Below are 24,297 nucleotides of genomic sequence, written 5' to 3' on the forward strand. Positions count from 1 at the left end.
TGATGCGAGTGAGCGGACACGCTTTGAGTGTCACCCTTCGCGCAGATCACTCCGTGGAAGTCGTCGACGACAGAAGCCCGGTTTTCGGAGAACTTTCGCTCGAATCCGTCTTCACTCAGTGGCACGGACTCGGCCCCGGCGCGGACGGGCGGTACTGGGGAACTTACCTGGCCGCGAACGCACTGTCCGCGGAACTGACCGTCCGCGTGCGAACCGACGGGAGCGTTTACCAACACACGTTCCGGCGCGGCGTCACGCACGCGGTGCTGCAAAGCGGCGGCGCGCCAAACGACCGCGGACTGACGATCCGCTTTCGGCCCGATTCGCTCATCTTTGGCGATGTGCGTTTCGACAGCGAAACGATCCGCGACCGGCTCCGGCAGTGCGCGTTCCTGCACAGTGGCGTGCGCATCTCATTCACCGATGAGTCAGACGGTGCGCACGACGAGTTCGAGTTCGCCGACGGCATCCGGGCTTACGTGGCGTGGCTGAACGCCGACCGCACGCCAATTCACCCGGATGTGATCGTGATTCGTGGAGAAGAGGCTGGCGTCCGCTACGAAGTCGGTCTGCAATGGTGCGAGGGAGACGACGTCACAGTGTCGTTTGCGAACGACCGCCGGCTGCCGGAGGGTGGTACACACGTTTATGGGATGCGCGCGGGTGTGACCAAAGCGGTCAATAGCTTTATTCGAGAACGAATTCATGGTGAGCGCGTTGTGAAAGGCGATGATGCTCGTACCGGATTAGCAGCCGTTGTTTCGGTACGTCTGGCGGATGCAATGTTTATGGGCGCGGCGCGAATCCAACTGGACAATCCCGAAGTCGAGGGTATTGTGGCATCGGGCGTTACCCAGTTTCTTCGCGAGCACTTCAAAGCCCATCCCGCAGTCGCGGATCGGATCGTGCGCAACGCAATTGCGGCACGCGACAGCCGTGAAACTGTGAGCGCGGCGCGAAACGAAAATGACCCGGGGAAGCGAACTCAGTAGTTCGCTTCCCCGGATTGAGTTGCGGCCTTCCGAACACCGATCAGGCCCGTTCGCTCTGGCGCGTCAGGGCGATGTAGCCCCACAGCACGATCATCGCGCCGATCACGGACATGATCCACCCCGGCCACATCTGGTCCACGTTCGGGTCGTTCGTCCACGTCGGCCAGATGGTCGAAGAGATCAGGCCACCTACGGCCGCGCCGACCACGCCCAGAGCGATCGTGAGAATGAGCCCCAGCGACTGCTTGCCCGGCACCATTGCACGCGCGATGAGGCCCACAAACAAGCCCGTAATCACCCAGCTCAACAGCGACAACATGACTCGATCCTTTCAGCACCCGCACGCGGGCGAATATGTGTAATCAGTGCCCCGATTACTGGGGTCACCAGATACCCATCGCTATTCGCAATTGGCGTGCCGTTTCGGGCGTTACCGGAGAGCCGCGTAGCCGTACACCAGCGCGAAGAACAGGAACAACACGGTGAGCGTGTGGTATCCCACCGCCAACCACCACACGGTGAGGTGCGGTTTCACATCGAAGACCGCTTGCAACATCAGTCGCACGCCCCAAAAGACCGCGCCATAAACACACACGGCTCGGCCCAATCGTGCCCCGGACGCGAGTTCGTCCGCACAGACGAGACTCATTAGCCCCAGCGCGACGATTCCCAGCACAACATACCCGCCGTAAGTCCAGTACATCTGGCGGTGTAGTGCGGGGAGCGAGGCGAGGTCGCGCTTCCAGTTCAGTTTGAACGGCACCAGCGACGATGCGATCAGCACGGACAACTGAGCTGCGCCCGCGATTCGGATCAGGTCCGCAAGAGCGAGTTCCATTGAAGTTCCCTCACGCAGCGCCAATGGCGTTGAGAAACGGCACGACCACACCGAGTACGAACGGCGGGTGGAACAGCCCGAACGCGGGGCCGATCACGACGCACGCCGTGAACAGGCGCCCGCGCCATCCGCGTCCCAATCCGAGCCGCTTGCCCGCTTCCGACTTCTCCGCGAGCAGCCCCAATCCCTGCACGACGAAGTACAGCGTCGGCCACCCGTAGCCGCCGCGAACGGGAACCGAGATCACCAGATCGTGAACGACCCCACTGAACAAAAATCCGGCCGCGACGCCCGCTCGTGCCCCGAGGTGCGCCGCCAGCGGGCGGAACAGGAACCGGTGCGTGAGATCGCGGAACGCGGTGTTCCACCGCTTCCCCCAAAACTCGCTCACGCTCCCCGAGAGCACGGGCCACACCATCAGCGGTTTTGCGTTCACGCACGCTGTGCGCCAAGCACAACTCAGCACGTGAAACGCGCCGAAGTGCAAAACGAAGATCACTCCCACCATCCCGACCCATCCGCGTAGGAGCAGTAAGTCGGACGGGATGAGCGGCACCGCGCCCCAAAGTAGCGCGATCCCGAGGCCGAGTTTCGCGAACGCGAAGCCCCATTCACCGACCCGCGGGCGTTGGTCGCGCGGGAGCGGGCGCGGGTCGAGGAACGCTTTCGCGTCCAACCCGGGCCACGCGACGAGGTACGCGACGTGCCGCCACGCGGGGGCGTGCAGTGCTCGCCACCACGAAAGCAACTTGCACGCGACAAAGATGACCACCGCGACCGCCCACATGACGATCCACGGCGGCCATGAATTGAGAGCGGCGAGCGACATTGGTCCCTCCGTCTAAACAACCGCGAGGCAGTGGGAGTAAGCAACAGATGTGGACCGCGATTCGATCTCGGCCGGTGGGGTGTTTACTGCGGTGCGAGTTCGGAACCCGGGACACACGCCTTCCGCAGTTGTCCCAGAAAGAACTTCACGGTGAACGGTTGCCCGCTCTGCGAAAAGTTTCACCGTCACATTCGGACTTCCGGCCGCTAACTGTTCTACACTTGCTCAAATTCGGCATTTCCCAGGCGATTTTTCGCCCCGAACACCCGGCACGCGACTTGCAATCGGCGTTAATAAGCGACGCTGCGCTCCCCGAACTCACGCCACCCCCGCTGCCATGACACGCACTCCCCCCCGTTTCCGCTGGTCCCGGCTCGCTCTCCTCGCTTTAGCCGTTGCGGGCGTCGCTGCAGGCGGGTGGTTCGCTGTGGCGCGCGGGAAACCGTTGTTCGAGGAAGCGCCGCACTCCGAGGAGTCGAAGTCCGCACCGCAAATCACGGCCGAGGTCGTCTCCCCCCGCTCGGGCGGGATCGATCGCATGTGCATCCAGCCGGGGACCGTCGAGCCGCTCGAGGCCGCGGACCTGTTCGCCAAGGTGTCCGGGTTCCTGGCCGAGCAAACGGTAGACATCGGCAGCGCGGTGAAGAAGGGCGACGTGCTCGCGCGGATCGCGGTACCCGAGTACCAGAAGCAGGTCGAGCGCGACCGGGCGCGCGTCAAGGCCGCGGGCGCGAAGGTGCAGCAGATGGAGGCCCACGTAACGGCCGCCGAGTCCGAGGCGAAATCGGCCGAGGCGTCGGTCGCGCTGGCGAACGTGCTCGTGCGGGCCAAGAAAGCGTACCGCCAGTACCGCGAGAAGCAGCTCAACCGGTTCCGCGAACTGGCGGACCAAAAGGCCATCGAGCAGCGCGTGGTGGACGAGCAAGAGGACTACTACCTGTCGGCGTTCGAGGGCGAGAACGAGGCCAAGGAAGCGGTCCGTGCGGCCATCGAGCGGGTGGCGGCGGCAAAAGCCAAGATCGTTCAAGCGCGGGCGGACGTGGAACAGGCCAAGGCGGAAGTCGGGGTCGCCACGGCGGACCTGGAGCGGTCGCAAGTGTTCCTCGACTACGCGGTCATCACGTCCCCGTACACCGGGGTCGTCACGCGCCGCACGTACAACATCGGCGCCTTCATCAAGTCCGCGGACCAGGGCGCGACGCAGCCGCTCCTGGCGGTCGCGCGGACGGACGTGATGCGGGTGGTGGTGCAGGTGCCCGACCGGGACGTGCCCTACGTCAGCCTCGGTGACCCGGCCGTGTTCGAGGTCGCCTCCGACACGCGCGTAGTGTTTCCGACGCGCGGGATCTCCCGGTTGGCGAAGTACCAAGATCCCTCGACGCGCATGATGCGGGTCGAGATGGACGTGGACAACCCGCCGACCGCGGGCCACCCGGACGGCGTCCTGTTCTCCGGCGCATACGGGCACGCCCGGCTCACGCTCCAAGCGGGGGCGCCGACCGCGGTGCGCGTCCCCACGGCCGCGGTCACCGGGCGCAGCGCGGGCAAGGGATCGGTCCGCGTGGTGCGCGGCGACCGCATCCAAACTGTTCCCGTCACTCTCGGCGCGGACAACGGCATCGAGATCGAAGTGCTCACCGGCCTGACGGCCGACGACCGGGTCGTACTCCGTGTCAGTAACCCGGTGGACGACGGGTCCGTTGTGGCCGTGTCCGGCGCGAAGCAGGCCCCCGTCGGACACTAGGAACGAGGGCGGAAATCGCGGTGCCCCTCGACAAACGAGCCGCGACCGCAAGGGAGCGGGGGGCACAACGGACCCGCGTAGGCGTCATTCCGCACTCGGCAAACGAGCCGCGACCGCAAGGGAGCGGGGGCACAACGGACCCCATGTAGAGGTGCAATTCCTCACGGGAGCCGCAGCCCGCTCCCTTGCGGTCGCGGCTCGTTTGCTGGGGGGTGCGGCTCGGTCCAATGTGACAACACTCTCCTGAGCACGATCGAATTCGCGTTGCGGCGCCCCGTTCACCTTGCTGCTTTCCGAGATCCGCTTCATGAACCTGCTGATCCGCTTTTCCCTCGGCAACCCGCGCGCGATCACCGTTCTGATGCTGACCATCGCCATCGGCGGCGGGGCCGCACTCGGGAGCATCCCGGCCGACATCCTCCCGGTGTACAAGTCGCCCGCGGTGCAGGTGCTCACGTTCTACGGCGGGATGTCCGCCACCAACGTGGAGGCCGACATCACCGCGCGCATGGAGCGCTGGGTGGGCCAGTCGGCCGGCACCCGGTACCAGGAGTCGCGCTCGATCATCGGCGCGAGCATCATCCGCAACTACTACTCCGACGACACGGACCCGAGCGCCGCACTCACCCAGGTCAATTCGCTCTCCACAGCGGCCATCCCGAGTCTCCCACCCGGCACGCTCCCGCCCGTGATTTTGCCCTACGATCCGACTTCCTCCACGCCCGTCGCGATCGTGGCGCTGAACAGCAAAACGCAGGGCGAATCGGTGCTGTTCGATACCGGCCGCTATCAGGTTCGGAGCATGATTATGGCGTCCCCCGGTGCGAACGCCCCGGTCGTGTACGGCGGGAAGATCCGCACCGTGCTCGCGTACCTCAATCGAAACGAGCTCCAGGTCCGCGGGCTCTCGCCGCTCGACGTGATGGAGGCCCTCGACCGGTCCAACGTGTTCCTCCCGGCGGGCGGGGCCAAACTTGGTGGTGTGGACTACGCGCTCGACTCGAACTCGATGTACGACCTGATCGAGCGCATGGGCGATATGCCCATCAAGACCGGCAAAGACGGCACGATGGTGTTCCTGCGCGACGTGGCCACGCCCCGCGACGCGAACCTGATTCAGACGAACGTCGTGCGCGTGGACGGGCGCCGGCAGGTGTACATCCCGGTGTACCGGCAGCAGGGGGCGAGCACGCTCGGCGTGGTGAACAATTTGCGGACCGAGCTGCCCGAAATGAAGGACCGGCTCACCACCCCGGACGTGGACCTGAAGCTGGTGATGGACCAGTCGGTGTACGTCAAGAGTTCCATCGAGAGCCTGCGGAACGAGGGCGTGCTGGGCGCGATCCTGTGCTCGCTCGTGATCCTGCTCTTCCTCGGCGAGTGGCGTATGACGGTGATCGCGGTCCTGACGGTCCCGATCGCCGTGCTCGGCGCGGTCGCGGCCCTCTTCGGCGCGTCGCAGACCATCAACGTGATGACGCTCGCGGGCCTCGCGCTCGCGATCGGGCCGCTCGTGGACAACGCGATCGTGGTGCTGGAGAACACGCACCGCCACCTCGGGTTGGGCGCGCGGCCGCGGGAGGCCGCGTTCCTGGGGGCGAGCGAGGTCGCGATGCCGGCCCTGGCCGCGACGCTCTGCACGCTCCTGGTGCTGGCGCCGCTGGCCCTCATCCCCGGGCTGGGGGCGTTCCTCTTCAAGCCCATGTTCCTGGCGGTCGCGTTCGCGATGCTGGTCGCGTACCTCGTGTCGCTCACGTTCGTCCCGGCGCGGTGCGCGGCGTGGATGCGGCACCACGCCCACGCAAACCCGATCGAAGCGCACGCGCCGGATTACAGCCACCGCAACGAGCACGAGGCCCCGGCCCCGCGCGGGCCGATCGGCGCGCTGTTCGAGAAATGGGAATCGCTACTCGATTCGGTCTTCAAGGGGTACGCCCGACTACTCGGCGTGGTCCTGCGGGCGCGCGGACTAGTCATCGGCGGCTCGTTCGCGCTCCTGGCCGCGGTGGTGGTGCTGATCGGCCCGCACTTGCGGCGCGAGTTCTTCCCGGAAGTGGACGCGGGGGCGTTCGAGATCTACGTCCGGGCCAACTCGGGCACGCGGATCGAGGTGACCGAGGGGTACATCGAAGCGGTCGAGAAGTACGTGAAGGCGAGGGTCGGGGGCGACACCGAACTGGTCATCAGCGAGTTGGGGCTGACCGCCGACTGGTCGGCCGCGTTCACCCCGAACAGCGGGCCGATGGACGCGGTGGTGAAGGTGCAACTGACGTCCGAGCGCTCGAAGTCGGCGCAGGAGCACGTCGCGGTGCTGCGGGCGGGGTTCGCCACGGACCCGGAGTTCGAGCGCCTGCTGAAAGAGGCCTACGAGCGGAAGATCGCGGCGGAGGAACTGAAGCCGGGCGTCACGCCGTTCTCGCGCGGCAACCTGGAGTTCGCGTTCGACTCGGGCGGGATGATCCGGTCCGCGATGAACGAGGGCAAGTCCACGCCGATCAACGTGAAGGTGACGGGCAAGAACCTCCAGAAGAACCGCAAGGTGGCCGAGCAGATCCTGGACGAGGTGCGCGGGATCGACGGCGTGGTGGACGCGCGGATCATCCAGCGCCTGAACTACCCGCTTTACATGATCGAGGTGGACCGGATCAAGGCCGCGTCGCTGGGCCTCAACCAGATGGAGGTGATGAAGAACGTGGTGTCCGCGTTCAACTCCAGTATCCAGTTCAACAAGAAGAACTTCTGGATCGACCCGGTGAGCCACAACCAGTATTACGTCGGCGTCCAGTACCCGGAGGGCGACGTGACCTCGCTGGAAACGCTGCTCCAGATCCCCATCACCAGCCCGGTCCAGCGCGAAGCGGTCCCCCTGGGCACCATTGCCGCGCTCAAACCGGCACAGGTGCCGTCCGAGATCGTCCACACCAGCCTCCAGCCCACCATCGACCTGACGATGGGCGTGTTCGGGCGCGACCTGGGCCACGTCGCGGAGGACGTGAGCCGGGTGGTCGCGAAGCACGGCAAGGCGCGCAAAGAGGGCGGGTGGACCCCGTTCGACCCGGACGCGAAGGACCAGAAGCCGATGGAGGGCGCGAAGGTGACCCTCAGCGGCGAGTACCAGAAGATGCAGACGACGTTCAAGTACCAGGCGATGGGCATGGTCGCGGCGATCGTGCTCATCTACTTCCTGCTGGTCGCGCTGTTCAAGTCGTACATCACGCCGCTGGTGGTACTCTCCGCGGTGCCCATTGGTGTCATCGGCGTCGTGCTGGTGCTCTTCTTCACGGGGACCGCGCTGAACATTCAGTCGCTGCTCGGGGTGATCTTCATGATCGGCATCGTGGTGTCGAACACGGTGCTCCTGACCGACTTCGCCACGAACCTGCAGAAGAGTGAGAACCTCGACCCCACGGAGGCGATCAAGCGCGCCGGGGCGATCCGCGTGCGCCCGGTCGTGATGACGGCGCTGGCGACGTTCTTCGCGCTCATCCCGATGTCGCTCGGGCTGGAGCGCGGGAGCGAGGCGAACGTGCCGCTGGGCCGCGCCGTGCTCGGCGGCCTCGTGGCCGGGCTGCTCACGACGCTGTTCGTGGTGCCCTGTGTGTACTCGCTGCTCGTCCCGAAGAAGCTGGGCGACGAGGACGAACCGCTCCCGGGCGACCCCGAACACGGCCCGACCGAAGTGATCGTTCACCCGCCCGAAGCGTAGGGCGCCGGTCAGATCAGGCGAACGGCCGGCGTGAGCCGGCTGGTGAAAGCTCCGGGGTGGCCCCGGGTCCGTTCCACCAGCCGGCTCACGCCGGCCGTTCGCCTTTGTTGCCTTAACTGTCATTCGTAGCGCAGGATGAGGGGCGCCAACAACAACGAGGTTCGCACTGCGAATGCACGTTACCAACTCTCAACCTCACGGTTGCGGCGTGTTCCCGGTTGCAACGAAGAGCCGGAACTGGGCGACGTTGAACGCGACGACCGCGCGGAGCAGTTCCTGGCGCGATTCCAGCAGTTGCCGGAAGCTGTCGAGGATCTCGATCGGTCGCCCCTGTCCCTGCTTGATGCGCTCCATTTCGAGTTTGAAGCCCTCTTCCGCGATCACGAGGGCCGTTTCTGCGGTCTTGATCTGTGCGGACGCGGCGCGGGCGCTCGCGAGTGCCTCGGACACTTCTCGGCGAATCTGGTTGGTCATCAGGTCGTAGCCGGCGATCCGCGCGCCGAGGGCCGCGTCCGCGGTGCGCACCCGCGCGTGGTTGCCGAACCCGAGGTTTTGCACGCTCCACACCGCGAGCACGTCGAAATCCGAGCGCCCGCGAATGGGGCCGAAATCAGACACCGCCTGATTGCTCCCGCCGCCCATCCCGCCGTAACTGTAGCCGACCGAGAGTGTCGGCAACCACGGGCGCACGCGCTCCTGGCGCACGCGGGTCTGCGCCTCCGTGACCGCAGCGCCCCGCGCGAACACCTCGGGCCGCGCTTGCAGCGCGCCCGCGATCAGTGCTTCCTGATCCCCGTCCTCGGGAACCAGCCGGATCGGTTGCACGCTCCCGCCGGGCGTGCGGAGGCGCACGGACGGGTCGAGATTGAGCAACCGGCACAGGCGCGCCGACGCGACCGCGACATCCTCCTCCGCGCGCCGCAGATCGCGCCGGAGCAGTTCGAGGTTCGTTTCGGCGCGCTTCGCATCCGACTGACGGTACTGACCCGCTTTCGCGTGAACCTCCGTCAAACGAGCGAGTTCGCCCAGGTCCGCTTCCCCGCGCCGGAGAATATCGACCCGGCTCTCGGCGCCCACGAGTTCCAGGTACCCGGCCGCAACGTCGAGGAGGATCGCGTTCTGGACCGCGTGCGATTCGGACCGGCTTACCGCCACCCGCTGGCGCGCGGCGAGTGGTTCGTAAACGGCATCGCCGAGGTGCGCGAACATCCGCACCCCGGGCACGACCGGCGGGCCGCCCGCGACCGCCCCCGCCCCGAACCCGAGGTAGAGGCTCTGGAGGTCCACCGTGCGGACCAGACCCGACGCCGAGAGGAACGCCCCGCGGTGCAAGCGAAGATTGGTACCGGCGCTCAGGTCCGGCAGCAGCAGCGACCGGGCCGCGAGCTGGTTCGCGAGTGCTTCGCGAACGACTTCCTGCGCCAGATTGATCGTCGGGTTCTCGACCCCGGCTAGACGCAATGCGACGCCGAGATCCAATGTGTTCTCGGGCTGCGGTTGCGGAGCCGGCGCGGGTGCGACCGGAGACGCGCCGGGTTGTTCAAATCGCGCGGTTTGAATGGGTTGTTTGGCGACGCGCGCGGTTGTTGCGGCGGCCGGGACGATCGCGCTCGGCCGGGCCGGGGACGCGGTCACCGAAACCGTTGCGCCCTCGGGTCGGGTTGCGGGTGCCGTTCGCGCCGCCGACGCACTCGGCACACTCGGGGCCGGAACGCCCGGGTAGATCGCTCCGCGTTGGGCCGGTGGTTCCGGTAGCGGCGCGTCGATCGACCGACAACCGCCCGTCAGCGCGGCTCCCGCGCCGAGCGCGATCAGGCTCATTTTTAGGGGAATGCGAACCATCACCGTCCTCCGCACAAGTGCTGCCTCTGCGCCCGCCGTCACGGTCTGACCGAGAGCAGTTTCGGCAACGCGGGCGGGACGGGGAAGGGGCGCGGACCGGGCGGGACTTCGATGACGGGCGGCGGAACGAGTTCGGCCGGGACGGGCCGCGCGAGCGCGTTCGCGGGCGGTTGGCCGAGCGACACCCAGAGCTGGATTTGTGCGCGGTTGTAATCGACGATGGTGTCCAGGTACTCGTACCGCGACCGGCCGAGCAACCGCAGGCTGTCGATCACTTCGAGGGGCAACCCGGCCCCCGCCTTGATGCGCGTGAAGTCCTCGGAATACGCTTCGGTGCTGGCCCGCACCGCTTTCTCGGTCGCATCAATCTGGAGGAACCGGGCGGCCACTCGTGCGTGCGATTCGGCCACTTGCGCGCGCACGAGGTTCACCGTTTCTAGTTCGCGCAGCCGCATCTGTTTCACGCGACTGTCCGCTGCGCGAACCAGTGCGATGTTCCCGACACCCAAGTTGCGGAACGTCCAGAACACGACCACATCGAAGTCCGCGCGGCCATCGAGATTACTGAAACGCGGCGCGAGCGTCGGTTGCCCGTTGCTCCCCACAACACCGGGGGGCGTACTCACCAAATCGCTCCCGCCGCCGAACCCACCGGCGCTGAAGCCGAGGATCACGTTCGGCGAGAACGGTAGCACTTTCGCGAGCGACAGTTCGTAGAGCATCTCGCGCACTTCGGACCGGCGGGCGGCGAGTTCCGGGCGCTGCATGAGCGCGACCGCGAGCAGGTCTGCCAGTGGGGTCGGGTCCGGGACGAGCGGCGCGGGTACGACCCACCCGTCGACCGGTTTGAGCCGCGTGGACGGGTTGAGGTTGAGTAACTGGCACAGCCGCGCGGAGGCGGTGAGAATATCGGCTTCGGACTGCGTGAGGTCCGCGTCGCGGCGCCGGAGTTCCACCGCGGCGCGGTCCGCGTCCGCCTTCCGGCCCTGGCCCGCTTTCGCGTAGGCGTCGGTGACCCGGGCGAGTTCCGCGCCCTCGGTGCGGTTTTTCACCGCGATTGCTCGGCGCCCCTCGGCCCGGAGCAGGTCGAGGTATGCCGAATAGACCCGCAGGAGCACGTCGTTGCGCACGGCATCGGCGACCGCGTGCGCCGTTGTGACGCGCTGGCGAGAGGTGAGGAACCCGTACCAGCCCGTGCCGATGTTCAGGTTGTAGTTGAGCCCGGGAATGTTGACCGTGCCGGAGCCGATCGCGTTCGCACCGAGCCCGACGTAGAGCGAATCGCGGTCCACGCGCAACAGGCTCCCGGTGGACTGCTGGAGTGTTCCGCGGTGGGCGTCGTAGTTGGTCCCGACGTTGAGGTTCGGGAGGATCTGCGCGGCCGCGAGTTGGCGCTGGGCGGTGGTTTCCGCGATGCGCTGGCGCGCGAGGAGCAGTTCGGGGTTCTCGGCCCCAGCGAGTCGCAGGGCGCTGGCGAGGTCGATCGGCACCTCACCGGGCGCGAGGATCGTTCCCGGGGGCGGGTCGATCGCGGGCTTGGGAGAAGGGGCCTTGTCCGTGGGGCCGTCCTTCGTCGGGGGCAGACCCGTTTTGGGAGGTTGAGCCGCTACGGTCGTCGCGAGCGCGGTCCCGAGAACCCCGCTTGCGAGTCGTCCCCACACCCGGCGCGTCGTGCGCATGGTCCCCTCCGACAAGTAGAACGCCACGGACCGTGCCCGGTTCTCAGAAGAGCGCCGGGCGAGCGATTGCGGGCTGGGGATTTGATCGAACCCGCGCGGGTGGCAAGATTAGTCGATTCGGGAGGTGACAGGAGATTCATCGGATGCGCCGGGGGCGGGGATCAGTTTCTCGGCGCAGTCTGGCGACTTTTTCGCCCCCGCGGTGCGCAACTGCTCACGCATGGGACCGGTCTCACTGCTTTTTGCTCACGTTCGGCCGTTGCCAGTGCGTTTCCGTCGGGCGACGACGCGATACGCGCGCTGGCGGATGAGATTTGCGAGGAGGGAGTGCGTGGGAGAGGTCAATCAACTGACCGATCGCAACGGGGCGGCAATTGTCTCGGATCACTTCTTCCGCAAGGTCAGCGCCGCGGCATCGGCCAATGCCAAGTCGACCTCGTGCCCGGGATCGACGTCTTGGCTACCAATCTGGATGTATTGGCTCCCGTTCTTACTCGCGTATTGGAAGCCGCGCATGGCCTTACCTGTTCCGGGGTCGGTCCCGGACCACCGAGCCCGGTACATCGTCAGTCCGTTCACCGCGACCGTCTCGACCGCCGACTGCTCCCAATTCGTCCGGCGCCGCTGGATGCCACCCAGGAGGATGTTGAGAAATTCTTCACCAGACTTATCCGCTTCTCCCGGCGGCGGGGTGGCCACCATGACGGTCAAACTTGGGGCCGTTCCGTCGGGCCGCCGGGTTCCGGCCCAGCCCCACATCGTGGTCCCCGGAGGGGATTTGGGCGAGGGTATCGCCGTGTAACCCTCCGGCGGTCGGATTTGAAAACCAGACACATCCTGGTAGGGAGCAAGTTTGCTTTCTAACTTCGGGTCCGGTGCTGTCGTCGGAGGGGTACCGGCTGGGCCGGGGCGTACTGGCGCCGGTGAGTCGGAACGGGCCTCGACGACTGGCCTGCTGTCCCTGATCCCGAACCAGTACACTGCGCCGCCGCCCAATACCAAAACGAGCACGCCGACACCCACCAGAAGGGCCACGGGCGCGCCGGTCTTGGCCGACTTTTGCTTCTTCGACGGGCGGGCCGATTTAGGGCTCCGCTTCGGGCGGACGGGCTCATCGTCCTGTTCGTCATCGGGTTCGTCGATAACTTCAAATGCCGGCTCGGTTGCCGGGACCGGAATCCGACCCTGGCACTTCGGGCAGCGAACGACCTTCCCGGCCGCGGCGTCGGGCGCTTTGATCCGGGCCTCGCAGCTCGGGCACGAGATTGGAATGGGCATCTGGTTCTCTTGTGAAGGGGAACACTTCAGATTTTTTAGCGAGGAAATTCCGAGTCGCCACACCGCGAACCGCTTGATTCGCTTCGCCGCGATGTTCAACGCGCCGGGAACAACAGCCCCCCATTTGACACGAGCGCGAGAAAAAGTTGGAGAACTCGCGGCCCTGCGCGGCTCTACTACGGTGAAGGCCCGAGGACGAACTGTGAATCACGGCCCCCGTCGAATACCGCGCATCCCGTCCCTCCACTCGACCGGCCCGCCCGTCGATACGGACCTGCTCGCGCGGTTCATCAGCGCGGGGGACGAAGTCGCGTTCGAGTTGCTCGTCCGGCGACACGCGCCGATGGTTGTCGCCGCCTGCCGCCGCGTGCTCGCGGACCCGAACGACGCCGACGATGCGTTCCAGGCAACGTTCCTGGTGCTCGCGCGCAAGGCCGCTTCAGTCGCGCGGGGCGAGGTTCTCGCGGCGTGGCTCTACCGGGTCGCGTGCCGGGCCGCGTTTCGCATCCGTTCGGACCGGCTCCGCCGATCGGCGCGCGAGGAATCGAGCGCCGAACAACTCCCCGCGCCGGTGAACGACCCGAACGTGCGGGAACTGGAGCGCGTGCTGGACGAAGAGATCGCGAAGCTACCGGAGCGGCACCGGGTCGCGTTCGTCCTGTGTTGTCTGGAAGGCAAAACCGGCGAGGAAGCGGGTCGGCTAATCGGGTGCCCGCCCGGAACGGTTTCTTCGCGGCTGACGCGCGCCCGCGAACGGCTCCGGGACCGGCTGACCCGCCGCGGCTTCGCGCCAACGCTCGCAATCACCGCGCTAACCGCGTGCGAGGAGAAGGCGGCTGCCGCCTTCGCTCTGACCACACTCATCGATTCCACCGTGCGCGCTGCGCCCGGGTTCGCGACCCGGGGTTCAACCGCCCCGTCCACAGCTCGACCCGCAACGATTGCGGAAGGAGTGATCCGAACCATGAACGCGACCAAACTCAAATCCCTTGCTCCCTTATTTGCGCTGGGGCTTCTCGCGGTCGGCGGCGTGTTCGCTGCGCCGAACGCCGACCCCAAAGAAGAGCCAACCCAGCCCCCGCCGAAAGCGAAAGTTGAGGGCACGGAGAAGCCCCCACCCCCACCGGTGGTTCGGCTCGTCCGCCCCGAGCGCGGCGGGCTGGACCGGGTCTCCCGAAGCTCCGGCAGCATCGAACCGCTCCAGCAGGCCGATTTGCTGGCCGCGATCTCTGGGAAATTGGAACACGTGAACGTGGACATCGGCGATCACGTCAAGCGCGGGCAACTCTTGGCCGAGATTGACGCACCCGCGCTCGCCCTGGAGCAGCGCCAGGCAAGGAGCGATATCGAGCAGGCGAAGAGTCAGATGGTCGCGGTCGAGGCCCAAATGAAAGCCGCACGCGCGGAGGTCATGACCGCCAAAATACTGGTGAAACAGCGCGAAATCGAATTGTCTGCGGCGAAAGCCGACTTCACGGCCCGAAAACGGGCGCACGATCGGATTGCCGCGCACGCGAAAGCGGGAAATGGGACCCAGAGTACGCTCGACGAAGCTGAGCGCCTCGCTCTTACGGCCGAAGCCCAAATGCAGGGCGCGGCTGTGGCCATCGAAATAGCCCAAAGCGATGTGGCGATCAAGCAGAGCCAAGCGCTCCAGGCCGAAGCGAACGTGGGAACCGCGAAGACCAAAATCGACGCGGCCCACCTCGCGCTTGAGAAAGCCCGCCTCGCGCTGGACCAAACGAAGATCGAGGCTCCGTTCGACGGAGTCGTGACTCGCCGAAACGCTTCACCGGGAGAACACGTGCGCCCCGGCGAACGAGCGGCCGAGCGCGTGCTGCTCACGATCACGCGGATCGACCGAATGCGCCTTGTCACTTCCGTTCCCGAATCGGAGGTTGCCCACGCTCGCGTGGGCGCTTCTGCCGTTGTGACTTTCCCCGCTCTGCCCGGGGTTCGCATCAACGAAAGGATCTCCCGGATCGGGTTCGCGGTCGATCCGAAGACCTCGCTGATGCGCGTCGAAGTCGATATTCCGGCCGCAAGTAATGACATCCGACCGGGTATGTACGGGATCGTCACCTTGAACTTCGCGAAGGGGCCGGCAGACGCTCTACGTGTACCGATCAGCGCGGTTGTCGGCATTCCTCAAGAGAAGCCAGAAGACTCGGACAGAGCGGTGTACGTGTACCGCAACGGCAAGGCCCGACTCACCCCTGTGCGCGTCAGTTACCAGAACGAGAAAGAAGTGGAGATCACGTCCGGACTGACGGCGGACGATCTCGTGGTGACCAATGCCCGGGGGCTGGAGTGGAAGGCCGAAGTAGTGGTCGAAGTCGAGCGCCCGGCACCGCCGAAGTAACGGCCCCGGCTCGGCACGAACCAAAGGCAACGGGCCGGCGGATCATTCCGCCGGCCCGCATTTTTCACAGGAGCGCACTTACCAGGCGCGATTAGTGGGCCGGCTTTTCTGCACCGCGGTCCTCGAGTGTCGCTTCCGCAGCCTGGTGGCGGGAGGCGATGTACGCTTGCGGGAAGAACCCGCCGGCGAAGATCAGTGCGGTGAGCGCGAGCACCGCGCCTCGTTCCCGCAGGGTGATTCCCAACGGGACGCGCGGGGTGTACCGGTCCCCGGTGAACAGAGCGAAGTACGCCCGCATCACCGCGACCCCGTTCAGCGCCGCGGCAACGAGTACCGCGAGCCCGACGATCGGGCTCGCCACGACCGCTCCGTCCACCAGCAACTCGGTCGCCACGAACCCGGACATCCCGGGGAACCCGACGCTCGCCAACCCGGTCAGGAGGAAGCAAACCGCCAGCGACGGCGACGCCGCGTACAGCCCGCGGAACTCCGACAAGGTGAGCCGCCCGAACCGGGCTTCGATGGCCCGGAGCGTCAGCCCGAACCCGCCCAGCGACACTATCACCGATCCCCACAGGGCCAGCGCCCCCGTCAGGCTGATCGCAGTGTGGAGTTCCAACCCGACCAGCACCAGTGACGCATGGCTCAGGAACAGGAACGCGAAGAACCGGCGAGCGTCCGTCTGCACCACGGCCATCCCCGCGGCGTACACCGCGGTAAACAGCGACACGCCCCCGATCCCCTGTAACACCCACTCCGGGGGCTGCGAGGGGAGCACGAGACGCAGCGCCGCGTACATCCCGGTGATCGGGGTGACGACCAGGAGCGCGGTGCCGAACGAGCAGTTCTCGAACAGGTCCGTCACCCACACGTGAACGGGCACCGTTCCGCTACGCACCAGTACCGCGCCCATCAGCAGCACGGCTGCGGCCGTCCCGTCTGCCACCAACCCCGCCACGAGCAGCCCCACGAACAGGGCCATGTGGATCACGTACACGCGGGTCGGGCGTCCGCGCCGGCGCAACTCGAAGTACGGCGGGAGCGTAGCGAGCACCAACAGCACGCCCAGGTCCCACGGCATCTTGCACGCGAACACCGCGACCCGGAGCGCGGACCCGGCCAACAGCCACGCGAACGAGAACCGCGACATCTTGGTTCGCGCGGTGGCGAGCGCCGTCAGGAAGTGGAGCAGCGCGAGGAGCGGGACCAGCGGCGCGCTCAGCGCGTCGATGGCGAACACGTTGCGCCCGAATAGTAGCGGGAGCGCGTCGAAGGGGCTGGTGCCGTCGGCGGTGAGTCCGCCCATGAACCCGCCCCACGCCGCGACCGCGCACACGAGCCCGGCCCCGAGGAACCCGAGGCACCAGCGCGACGCCGATAGCGCGTCCCGGCTCCGGGAGAGGCACAGGGCGCCGACCAGGGGAACCGCGACCGCCAGTTCGAGCCAGGGAACAGACGCGAAGGTCATGACCGGTGCTCCGCGAGTTCCGCAACGGGTTTCGGGTCGCCGGCGGGCGGCGGGGCCGGCGGGGCCGGTTCGCGCGTGCCGTTCAGGAACGCGGTCCAGGTGTTCTCCAGCCGGTCGAACCACCGGAACACGAGTACGAACGGCCGCGCTACGAAGTCGTTCAGGAACGTGTCGAGGTAGCCGCGCTCGAGCGCGAACCGGTAGAGCCGCGTGCGCAACCGCCCGGGCGCTGCGGCCAGCGGCCCCGGCGCCCGCGGGAGCCGGTCGCCGATCGCGTTTTCGAGGTTCCGGTAGTCCTGCAGCAGCGTCGGCGCGCGGAGGAACTGCAGCGTTCTCAGGCAGGCGTGGCCGAGCAGGTGGGCCAGGGCCACGTACCACAGGAACGGCACCCAGTGGCCCAGCCCGATCTCCGCGACGATGATCCCGACCTGGGTCAGCGACGCGAACGACAGCGCGCTCTTGATGTCCGTCTGGACCGTACCGGCCAGGTACGCGTACACCGCGGTCGTGAGCCCCAGCGCCACAACCGCCAGCGCGAGCCAGACCGAGACGGTGATGAGCGGGCTGAGCCGGAGCAACAGGAACGCGCCCAGGTGAACCGACAGCGCGCCGTAGAACACGGCGCTCGACGGCGTCGGCCCTTCCATCGCCCGCGGCAGCCACCCCGAGAACGGCACCAGCGCCGACTTCCCGGCGGCCGCGAGCAGCAAGAGCAGGCCGATTCCCAGGGCCTGGAGCTCGGGGAGGGCGGCGCGCCCGTAGGGCCACGGCTCGGCCCCCATCAGTTGGTCGAAGTCCCCCTCGCCGGTCACGTGGTGGAGCGCGACCGCGGCGAAGAGCAGGGCCGCGTCGGACACCCGGTACACGATCCACACCCGCAGCCCGTTGCGCGACGGCGCGGGGCGCTCGTGGAAGAACGCGACCAAAAGCGCGCTCGACAGCCCGACCAGTTCCCACCCCGCGAACAGGGTCTCGATCGTGTCGGCCAGCGCCGCCATCACCATCCCGGCCAGGAACACCGAGAACAGCACGAAGAACCGGTTGTACCCCGGTTCGCGGTGGAGGTACTTCACCGCGAACGCGCCGATCGTTCCGCACAGTGAGAACGACAGGAGCGCCAGCGGAACCGAGAGCCGGTCGAACTCGAACTTCACCGCGAAGTGGTACTTGGGGTGCCCCCCGTGCGCGTCGGGGATCGACACCCAGTTGCCGAGGTTCACGACCACGTGCCGGTCGCCGGTCGCGAGCATGAGAACGAACACGGCGAGGGTCGCGAGGAAGCCCAGCGCGATGAACCACCGGCACGCGCGGCCCGTCGCCCGCTCGGACAGCGGGCGCCCGACCAGGGACGGGAGCCCGAGGACGGCGACGAGGGCCATCGGGGTCGCGAGCGCAACGAGCCCCGTGAGTGTCGCGAGTTGAGCGAGATCAGGCACGCGGGCCTCCCGCCGGGTGCCGGCGCACCGACCACTTCTTGACCAGGGTCATCGAGTTCCCCATCGAATTGCCATCGGGCACCGACTACACGATTTCCGCATCTCCCCGGGCGGCCGAACGCGCCCGGCCCCGTGCCGGTACAGTAACATAGTCAGAGGAGCGCGCGAATCGAACCGGCGCCCGACTGACTCGTGCCCTTTCGGGAGCGCACCAAAATCGGCAAACCGAGTGGGCCGCTCCGCGAAGCCCCTCGGTTCCAGAAGTTCGGTCGGTGCGGGATCGCGAGCCGGTTCCGTTACGCGCGGCGCGGTCGGAATGATCCGATGCCTCCACCATCGTTCGGGGCGCTCTCACAACTCAATACGAGATATGGTGTTCGTGAACGCAACTGATGTGCCAACGCGCCTGCCCCGTAAATCGCGGCCGAAGTCACTGGTCGCGCCGGAACCAGTGGCCCCGCTGGAACCAGTCTGGCCGCGGCGCGGCCACGGACCGTCGCCACGAATCAGGAGGAGATCGATATGAGCGGCCTCCGGTGGCGGTTCCTCGGGCCGGTATCGCTCGGCACCCTGTGCCTCGTGGCGCTGTGCGCGTTCACGGCCGTGTCCCTGTTCCACCAGCAGGCGACGATCACCAGCGTGCTCCGGGAGAACGTGTCCAGCCGCCGGGCCGCGTCCGACTTGCGCGGGTGCCTGAACACGCTCATTGCGCTCGAACTCAACCAGGTCGAATCGGTCGCCGAGTTACACACCCGGGCCCAGACGCACCTCACCGAGATCCGCAAGCTGGCGAACCACCCGGAGGAGAAGGCGCTGTCGGCCCAGCTCGACGACGGGGTGGCCCGGTACCTCAAATTGTGGCAATCGCTGCCCCCGAAAAATGACGCCGCGCACGCCGCCCGGGTCGCCGCGGCGACCGAGTACCTCGAGGTCCACGTCCTCTACCCGTGCCGCGAACTCGAAACGTTCAACGACCAGCGGGTCGAGGACACGACTACCCAGCACGAACGGGTTCTGAGTCAGCTCGCGTGGGGGATGGCGGTCGTGGGCGGGTTGGGGGCGGTGGCCGGGATCGTGTTCGGGTACGGCGCGGCCCGGCTCCTGAGCCAGTCGATCCGGCGGCTGCGGGTGCAGATCCGCGACGCGGCCGGCAAACTCGGCCCGGACCCGCCGGAGATCGTCCTGACGGGCGACTTCGAGTTCGGCCGGCTGCACGAGGACCTCGACTCCCTGACGGACCGCATCGAGGAGGTCGTCCAGAAGCTCAGCGAGCGCGAGCGCGAGGTGGCACGGGCCGAACAGCTCGCGGCCGTCGGCCAGCTCGCGGCCGGGGTGGGGCACGAGCTGCGGAACCCGTTGACGTCGATTAAAATGCTGATCCAAACGGGGCTCGAGGACGCGGACGGGCACCGGCTGACGGCCGAGGACCTGCGGGTGATCGAGGCCGAAATTCGCCGCATGGAGCGCTCCCTGCAGACGTTCCTCGAGTTCGCCCGCCCGCCGAAACTGGAGCGCCGACCGGTCGAACTGAAGACCGTCTTGGGCGCGGTGCTGGGTTTGGTCCGCGGGCGCGCGGAGAAGCAACACGTGAGCGCGATCTTCGAGGCCCGCGACGAACCGATCACCCTGACCGCGGACGCGGGGCAGCTCCAGCAAGTGTTCGTGAATTTGGTGCTCAACGCGCTCGACGTGATGCCGACCGGCGGTACCCTAACCGTCGCGACCCAGCGCACCGTAAACCAAGTCGAGGTCGTAGTATCCGACACCGGACCGGGTATCCTAAAGGGGATGATGCCGCGCCTCTTTCAGCCGTTCGCCAGTAGTAAAGACACGGGGCTGGGATTGGGGCTGGTCATCTCCCGGCGCATCGTTGAGGATCACGGGGGGACGATGAACGCGGCGAACCGACCGGGCGGGGGCGCGAGTTTCTTCGTGCGGCTCCCGATCGAGGAGTGAAGATGCCGACGCTGTTGGTGATCGATGACGAACCGGCCATTCGGCACGCCTTTCAGCGCGCGTTCCGGGACGACGGGGTGACGGTCCGCACCGCGACCACCGCGGCCGAGGGGCTCGCGGAATTCACGCGCGAGCGCCCGGACGTCGTCGTGCTCGACGTCCACCTGCCCGACGCGACCGGGCTCGCCACGTTCCGCCAGGTCCGCGCGATCGACGCCCGGATCCCCGTGATCCTCGTCACCGGCCACGGGACCACCGATCTCGCCATCGAAGCGATGAAAGAAGGGGCCTACGAGTACCTCCTCAAGCCGTTGGAGCTGCCCGATTTGCGGCAGTTAATCGACCGCGCGGTGCAGTCCAGTCGACTCATGCGCACGCCGGCCGCGATGCCGGAAGTGGAAGCGACCCCGGTCGCCGGTGACGTGCTGCTCGGGCGGTGCCCGGCCATGCAGGAGGTGTACAAGGCCGTCGGGCGCGTCGCCGGCCAGAACGTGATGGCGCTGGTCCTCGGCGAGAGCGGCACCGGAAAGGAACTGGTCGCCCGCGCGATTTATCAGCACTCGCGCCGCGCCACGAAGCCGTTCCTGGCCATCAACTGTGCGGCCATCCCCGAGCCGCTCCTGGAGAGCGAGCTGTTCGGGCACGAGAAGGGCGCGTTCACCGGGGCCGACCGCAAGCGCATCGGGAAGTTCGAGCAGTGCCAGGGGGGGACCATATTCCTGGACGAGGTGGGCGAGATGGCCCCGCTCACGCAGGCAAAAATGCTGCGGCTGATCCAGGAGCAGAGGTTCGAGCGCCTGGGCGGAACGGAGACGGTGCAGACCGACGTTCGGCTGGTCGCCGCGACCAACGCCGACCTGGAAAAGATGGTCGAGGACGGGCGGTTCCGGCGCGACCTGTACTTCCGGCTGAACGTGTTCACGATCAAGCTCCCACCGCTCCGCGAGCGCGGCGACGACGTCGGCTTGTTGGTCGATTACTACCTGAAGCGGTTCGGGCACGAACTGGGGAAGCCGGTGGCCGAGGTCGCCCCCGACGCGGCGGCCGCGCTCCGGGCGTACCCGTGGCCGGGGAACGTGCGCGAGCTGCAGAGCGTGCTCAAGCAATCGGTCCTGCGGATGAGCGGGTCGGCCCTGCTCGCCGATTTCCTGCCGGAACACGTGCTCCACCCCGCCGGGCTCCCGCCGACCGCGGTCGCTGTAACAAACGGGGTCGGCGGCGCGTTCGATTGGGACCAGTTCGTCGGCGGGCGCATCAGCGCCAACAGCGAGAACCTGTACGCGGAGGCGCTGGAGCGCATGGAGCGCGAAGTTCTCGTGCGGGTGCTGAAACACACCGACGGGAACCAGCTCCAGGCCGCCCGCATACTCGGCATTACCCGCGGCAGCCTCCGAAACAAGATCCGGCTCCTGGGCATCAGCATCGCCCGCTCGGTGTGGTCCGATGACGATCACGGTGACGCCTGACCAGCCAACGTGCTTCGTGCGGCACAACCCGTTTTTGCTGGAAAATCAACGTTTTTAAAACGGCACGAGCATTGCCTTGAGGGAACCGAATATTCCCCGAGGACAAGCCGTGGCCGAACCGACTCACGCGAACGATCCCGCCCCGCCCCTTACGCCCGGATTCCTTCCGAACGTCCGATTCGACCTCCAGTCCGGGTTCCTGGTCTTCCTGATCGCAATGCCGCTGTGCCTTGGGATCGCGACGGCGAGTAAGTACCCGCCGATTTGCGGCATCTGGACCGCCGTCATTGGCGGGATCTTCGCCTGCATCCTGAGTAACTCCCAGCTCACGATCAAGGGGCCGGCGGCCGGGCTCATCGTCATCGTGGAAGGGGCCGTTCTGGGACTGGGCGGCGACGTGGTCGGTCACGACGCCCCGATCGAAGCGAAGATCGCCGCCGGCTACCCGCTCGCGCTGGGCGTCGGCGTGACGGCCGGGGTGATTCAGATCTTGTTCGGCCTACTCAAAGCCGGAAAGCTCGGCGAACTGGTTCCGCTCACCCCGGTCCACGGGATGCTGGCCGCGATCGGCATCACCATTATGGCGAAGCAGTTCTTCCCGATGCTCGGCATCGAGAAGGTGCCGGGCGGCGAACCGATCAACGTGATCGCGGCGATCCCCGGTAAACTGTCGGAGTGGAACCCGACCATCGCGCTCGTCGGGTTGACGAGCCTCGCGATCCTGATCGCGTTCCCGTTCCTGAAGGCCCGCATCAAGTTCCTCAAGCCGGTCCCCGGGCAACTCATCGTGCTGCTCGTCGCGATCCCGATGGGCCTGCTGCTCGGGCTCGACGGGATGCTCAACGCGAAGGACCAGGCCAAGTTCCTCGTGTTCGTGCCCGACGTGCTCCAAGCCCCTGAGACCGCATTCTTCTTCCCCAATTTCTCGGGCCTGGCGACCGCGACCGGGGTCCAGTACGTCGTGCTCTTTTCGCTGATCGGGACGATCGAATCGATGCTCAGTTCGCAGGCGGTCGACATGATCGACCCGTGGCGCCGGAAGACCGATCAGAACCGCGACCTCCTCGCCGTGGGCGTGGCCAACACGCTCTGCTCGGTCCTCGGCGCGCTGCCGATGATTTCTGAGATCGTCCGCAGCAAGGCGAACATCGATAACGGCGCCCGGACCAAGTACGCGAACCTGTTCCACGCCCTGTTCCTGCTCGCGTTCATCCTGTTCCTCCCGTCCGTGATTCGGATGATCCCGCTGGCCGCGCTCGGCGCGATGCTGGTGTTCACCGGGTTCCGGCTCGCGTCGCCGAAAGAGTTCGTCCACACCTACAAGATCGGGCTCGAGCAGCTCGTGGTGTTCGTCACCACAATCGCCGTGACCCTTTGCACCGACCTCCTCATCGGCGTCGCGTCCGGGATCGCACTGAAGCTGGTGATTCACGTCCTCAACGGGACCCCGCTCCGGAGCTTCGTCCGGGCCGACATCGAGGTGGCGAGTACCGACGACGAGCGGGTCGCGGTTCTGAAGGTGCGCCAAGCGGCGGTGTTCGCGAACTGGCTCGGCCTCAAGAGTGCAATCCTGAAGTACGCGGTCGACCGCGACGAGGTCGTGCTCGACCTGTCGGAGACCAAGTTCGTGGACCACAGCACAATGGAAAAACTGCACCAACTGGAACAGGAACTGGCCGCGGCAGACAAGGCACTCAAGGTGGTCGGTTTGGACTCTCACCGGCCGCTCTCGGCGCACCCGCTCGCCGCGCGCAAGTGCGCCCGGCACGCGCCGGTCGATGCCGCCGTCTGAGCGCGTGTCGATGGGCGCCTGCCGCACGCCTGGAACTGATGGAAAAGCTTGCCCCAAAAGCTCAACCCCGGACGGGAATAGACCATCCGGGGTTGAGCTTTTGGGGAGCAACTCGTGACGTCTTTCCTTCAATTCGATCGCGTTGACTGATGCGACCCGGCGGTACGGGGCCGCTCAAATTCCGGTCGCGCAACGACCGCCCGTGTTTCGTGGAAACGTCCCTGAAATCACGTAACGCGGCCGCGCGAGTGGGAAGTTTCCGGCAATCGTTGCGGGCGCTGTTGGCGCACCTACACGATGTTGAAGTGACGGATCACCGCGAACACGAACAGGCTTACGGACAGTGCCGCGTATAGCACTACCCACCCGTCGGTGTGGTCGTCGTCAGTCGTGTGGAGCATGTGGAGAGCCTGTTTGTCCCCTCCCGATGCGAGGGGTCGGAATGGGAAGCGCAATTTGCTCGAAGTGGGCGATCGGGTCAATGCCAACCGCACGTGCGGGAATTCAACTGACGCGAACGAGTTGGGCGTGCTCGTTTGAAACCTTGTGAACGGCGCGGCATGAGCCCGCCGGTAGTAGCTCAAAAACACCGGCGGACTCACGCCGCGCCGTTCGCTCGCACCAAAGATTTCACCATGACATCATGAAACAGGTGGGTTCGCTTGTATTCTTTTGTTCACATGTATGCAATTGGCTTTGTTGATGTGTCTGGCCTGGAGCGAGTTTCGAGAACAAAGTGGGCGCAGTTTGCGGCTTGGCTGTGAGCCAAAAACCGCGCGACTTTAGCGAGTGTTAGTCCCGTTTCGAGATCCCCGTAGCGTCCGAACGAGCCGCGACCGCAAGGGAGCGGGGCTTCCCGTGCGTGGAACCGGGACGATAAACGGGGGCCCCTCCCGCGCCCTTGCGGTC

Annotated in this window: 15 protein-coding genes; 7 read left to right on the forward strand and 8 right to left on the reverse strand. The window is 66.6% G+C overall.

Annotated elements, in window-relative coordinates; genetic code table 11:
- Positions 1 to 53: 53 nt before the first annotated feature.
- The gene (locus J8F10_RS01230; RefSeq protein WP_210651910.1) at positions 54 to 992 is read left to right on the forward strand and encodes a hypothetical protein; all 939 of its coding nucleotides are present in this window, start codon (positions 54 to 56) and stop codon (positions 990 to 992) included.
- A 40-nt stretch (positions 993 to 1,032) separates the two neighbouring features.
- Here J8F10_RS01230 and J8F10_RS01235 read toward each other — a convergent pair whose 3' ends face one another.
- From J8F10_RS01235 to J8F10_RS01245, 3 genes are all read right to left on the reverse strand, one after another.
- On the reverse strand, positions 1,033 to 1,311 hold the full coding sequence (locus tag J8F10_RS01235) for a GlsB/YeaQ/YmgE family stress response membrane protein (RefSeq protein WP_210651911.1): 279 nt from the start codon (positions 1,309 to 1,311) through the stop codon (positions 1,033 to 1,035).
- Positions 1,312 to 1,422: 111 nt separating this feature from the next.
- A complete protein-coding gene (locus J8F10_RS01240) occupies positions 1,423 to 1,830 on the reverse strand; it encodes a hypothetical protein (RefSeq protein WP_210651912.1) in 408 nt (135 codons plus the stop codon).
- 10 nt (positions 1,831 to 1,840) lie between these two features.
- Positions 1,841 to 2,659, reverse strand: coding sequence for an MBOAT family protein (locus J8F10_RS01245; protein ID WP_210651913.1), 819 nt, complete (start codon positions 2,657 to 2,659; stop codon positions 1,841 to 1,843).
- A gap of 427 nt (positions 2,660 to 3,086) precedes the next feature.
- Here J8F10_RS01245 and J8F10_RS01250 point away from each other — a divergent pair, with 427 nt between their 5' ends.
- Positions 3,087 to 4,403 carry an efflux RND transporter periplasmic adaptor subunit gene (locus J8F10_RS01250; protein WP_315854055.1) on the forward strand — a complete coding sequence of 439 codons (1,317 nt, stop codon included), beginning with the start codon at positions 3,087 to 3,089 and terminating at the stop codon, positions 4,401 to 4,403.
- A 307-nt stretch (positions 4,404 to 4,710) separates the two neighbouring features.
- Complete coding sequence (locus tag J8F10_RS01255) at positions 4,711 to 8,109, forward strand: efflux RND transporter permease subunit (protein ID WP_210651917.1); 3,399 nt, start codon at positions 4,711 to 4,713, stop codon at positions 8,107 to 8,109.
- Between the two features lie 195 nt (positions 8,110 to 8,304).
- On the opposite strand, the gene J8F10_RS01260 is transcribed toward J8F10_RS01255, so the two are convergent.
- The 3 genes from J8F10_RS01260 to J8F10_RS01270 all read right to left on the reverse strand — a co-directional run bounded on the left by J8F10_RS01260 (position 8,305) and on the right by J8F10_RS01270 (position 12,908).
- Complete coding sequence (locus tag J8F10_RS01260; protein WP_210651919.1) at positions 8,305 to 9,951, reverse strand: TolC family protein; 1,647 nt, start codon at positions 9,949 to 9,951, stop codon at positions 8,305 to 8,307.
- Between the two features lie 38 nt (positions 9,952 to 9,989).
- A complete protein-coding gene (locus tag J8F10_RS01265) occupies positions 9,990 to 11,630 on the reverse strand; it encodes a TolC family protein (RefSeq protein WP_210651921.1) in 1,641 nt (546 codons plus the stop codon).
- A gap of 384 nt (positions 11,631 to 12,014) precedes the next feature.
- A complete protein-coding gene (locus J8F10_RS01270) occupies positions 12,015 to 12,908 on the reverse strand; it encodes a hypothetical protein (protein WP_210651923.1) in 894 nt (297 codons plus the stop codon).
- A 202-nt stretch (positions 12,909 to 13,110) separates the two neighbouring features.
- Between J8F10_RS01270 and J8F10_RS01275 the strand changes: the two genes are divergently transcribed.
- Complete coding sequence (locus J8F10_RS01275; protein WP_210651925.1) at positions 13,111 to 15,270, forward strand: efflux RND transporter periplasmic adaptor subunit; 2,160 nt, start codon at positions 13,111 to 13,113, stop codon at positions 15,268 to 15,270.
- Between the two features lie 91 nt (positions 15,271 to 15,361).
- On the opposite strand, the gene J8F10_RS01280 is transcribed toward J8F10_RS01275, so the two are convergent.
- Both J8F10_RS01280 and J8F10_RS01285 read right to left on the reverse strand, forming a co-directional pair.
- Entirely contained in the window at positions 15,362 to 16,738 is a 1,377-nt protein-coding gene (locus J8F10_RS01280) for a proton-conducting transporter transmembrane domain-containing protein (protein WP_210651926.1), read from the reverse strand.
- On the reverse strand, positions 16,735 to 18,174 hold the full coding sequence (locus J8F10_RS01285) for a proton-conducting transporter transmembrane domain-containing protein (protein ID WP_210651928.1): 1,440 nt from the start codon (positions 18,172 to 18,174) through the stop codon (positions 16,735 to 16,737). Before J8F10_RS01285 ends, J8F10_RS01280 begins: the two co-directional genes overlap by 4 nt.
- Positions 18,175 to 18,696: 522 nt before the next feature.
- On the opposite strand from J8F10_RS01285, the gene J8F10_RS01290 reads away from it, so the two are divergent.
- The 3 genes from J8F10_RS01290 (at position 18,697) to J8F10_RS01300 (ending at position 23,388) form a co-directional block, all read left to right on the forward strand.
- Positions 18,697 to 20,130: a sensor histidine kinase gene (locus J8F10_RS01290; protein ID WP_210651929.1), complete on the forward strand. Its 1,434-nt coding sequence runs from the start codon at positions 18,697 to 18,699 to the stop codon at positions 20,128 to 20,130.
- Positions 20,131 to 20,132: 2 nt separating this feature from the next.
- Positions 20,133 to 21,596 (forward strand): sigma-54-dependent transcriptional regulator, encoded by a 1,464-nt coding sequence (locus J8F10_RS01295; protein WP_210651931.1) that lies wholly within the window; start codon positions 20,133 to 20,135, stop codon positions 21,594 to 21,596.
- A gap of 109 nt (positions 21,597 to 21,705) precedes the next feature.
- A complete protein-coding gene (locus J8F10_RS01300) occupies positions 21,706 to 23,388 on the forward strand; it encodes a SulP family inorganic anion transporter (RefSeq protein ID WP_210651933.1) in 1,683 nt (560 codons plus the stop codon).
- Positions 23,389 to 24,297: the final 909 nt, after the last annotated feature.

The sequence above is a fragment of the Gemmata palustris genome (genome assembly GCF_017939745.1).
Taxonomy (GTDB): Bacteria; Planctomycetota; Planctomycetia; order Gemmatales; family Gemmataceae; genus Gemmata; species Gemmata palustris.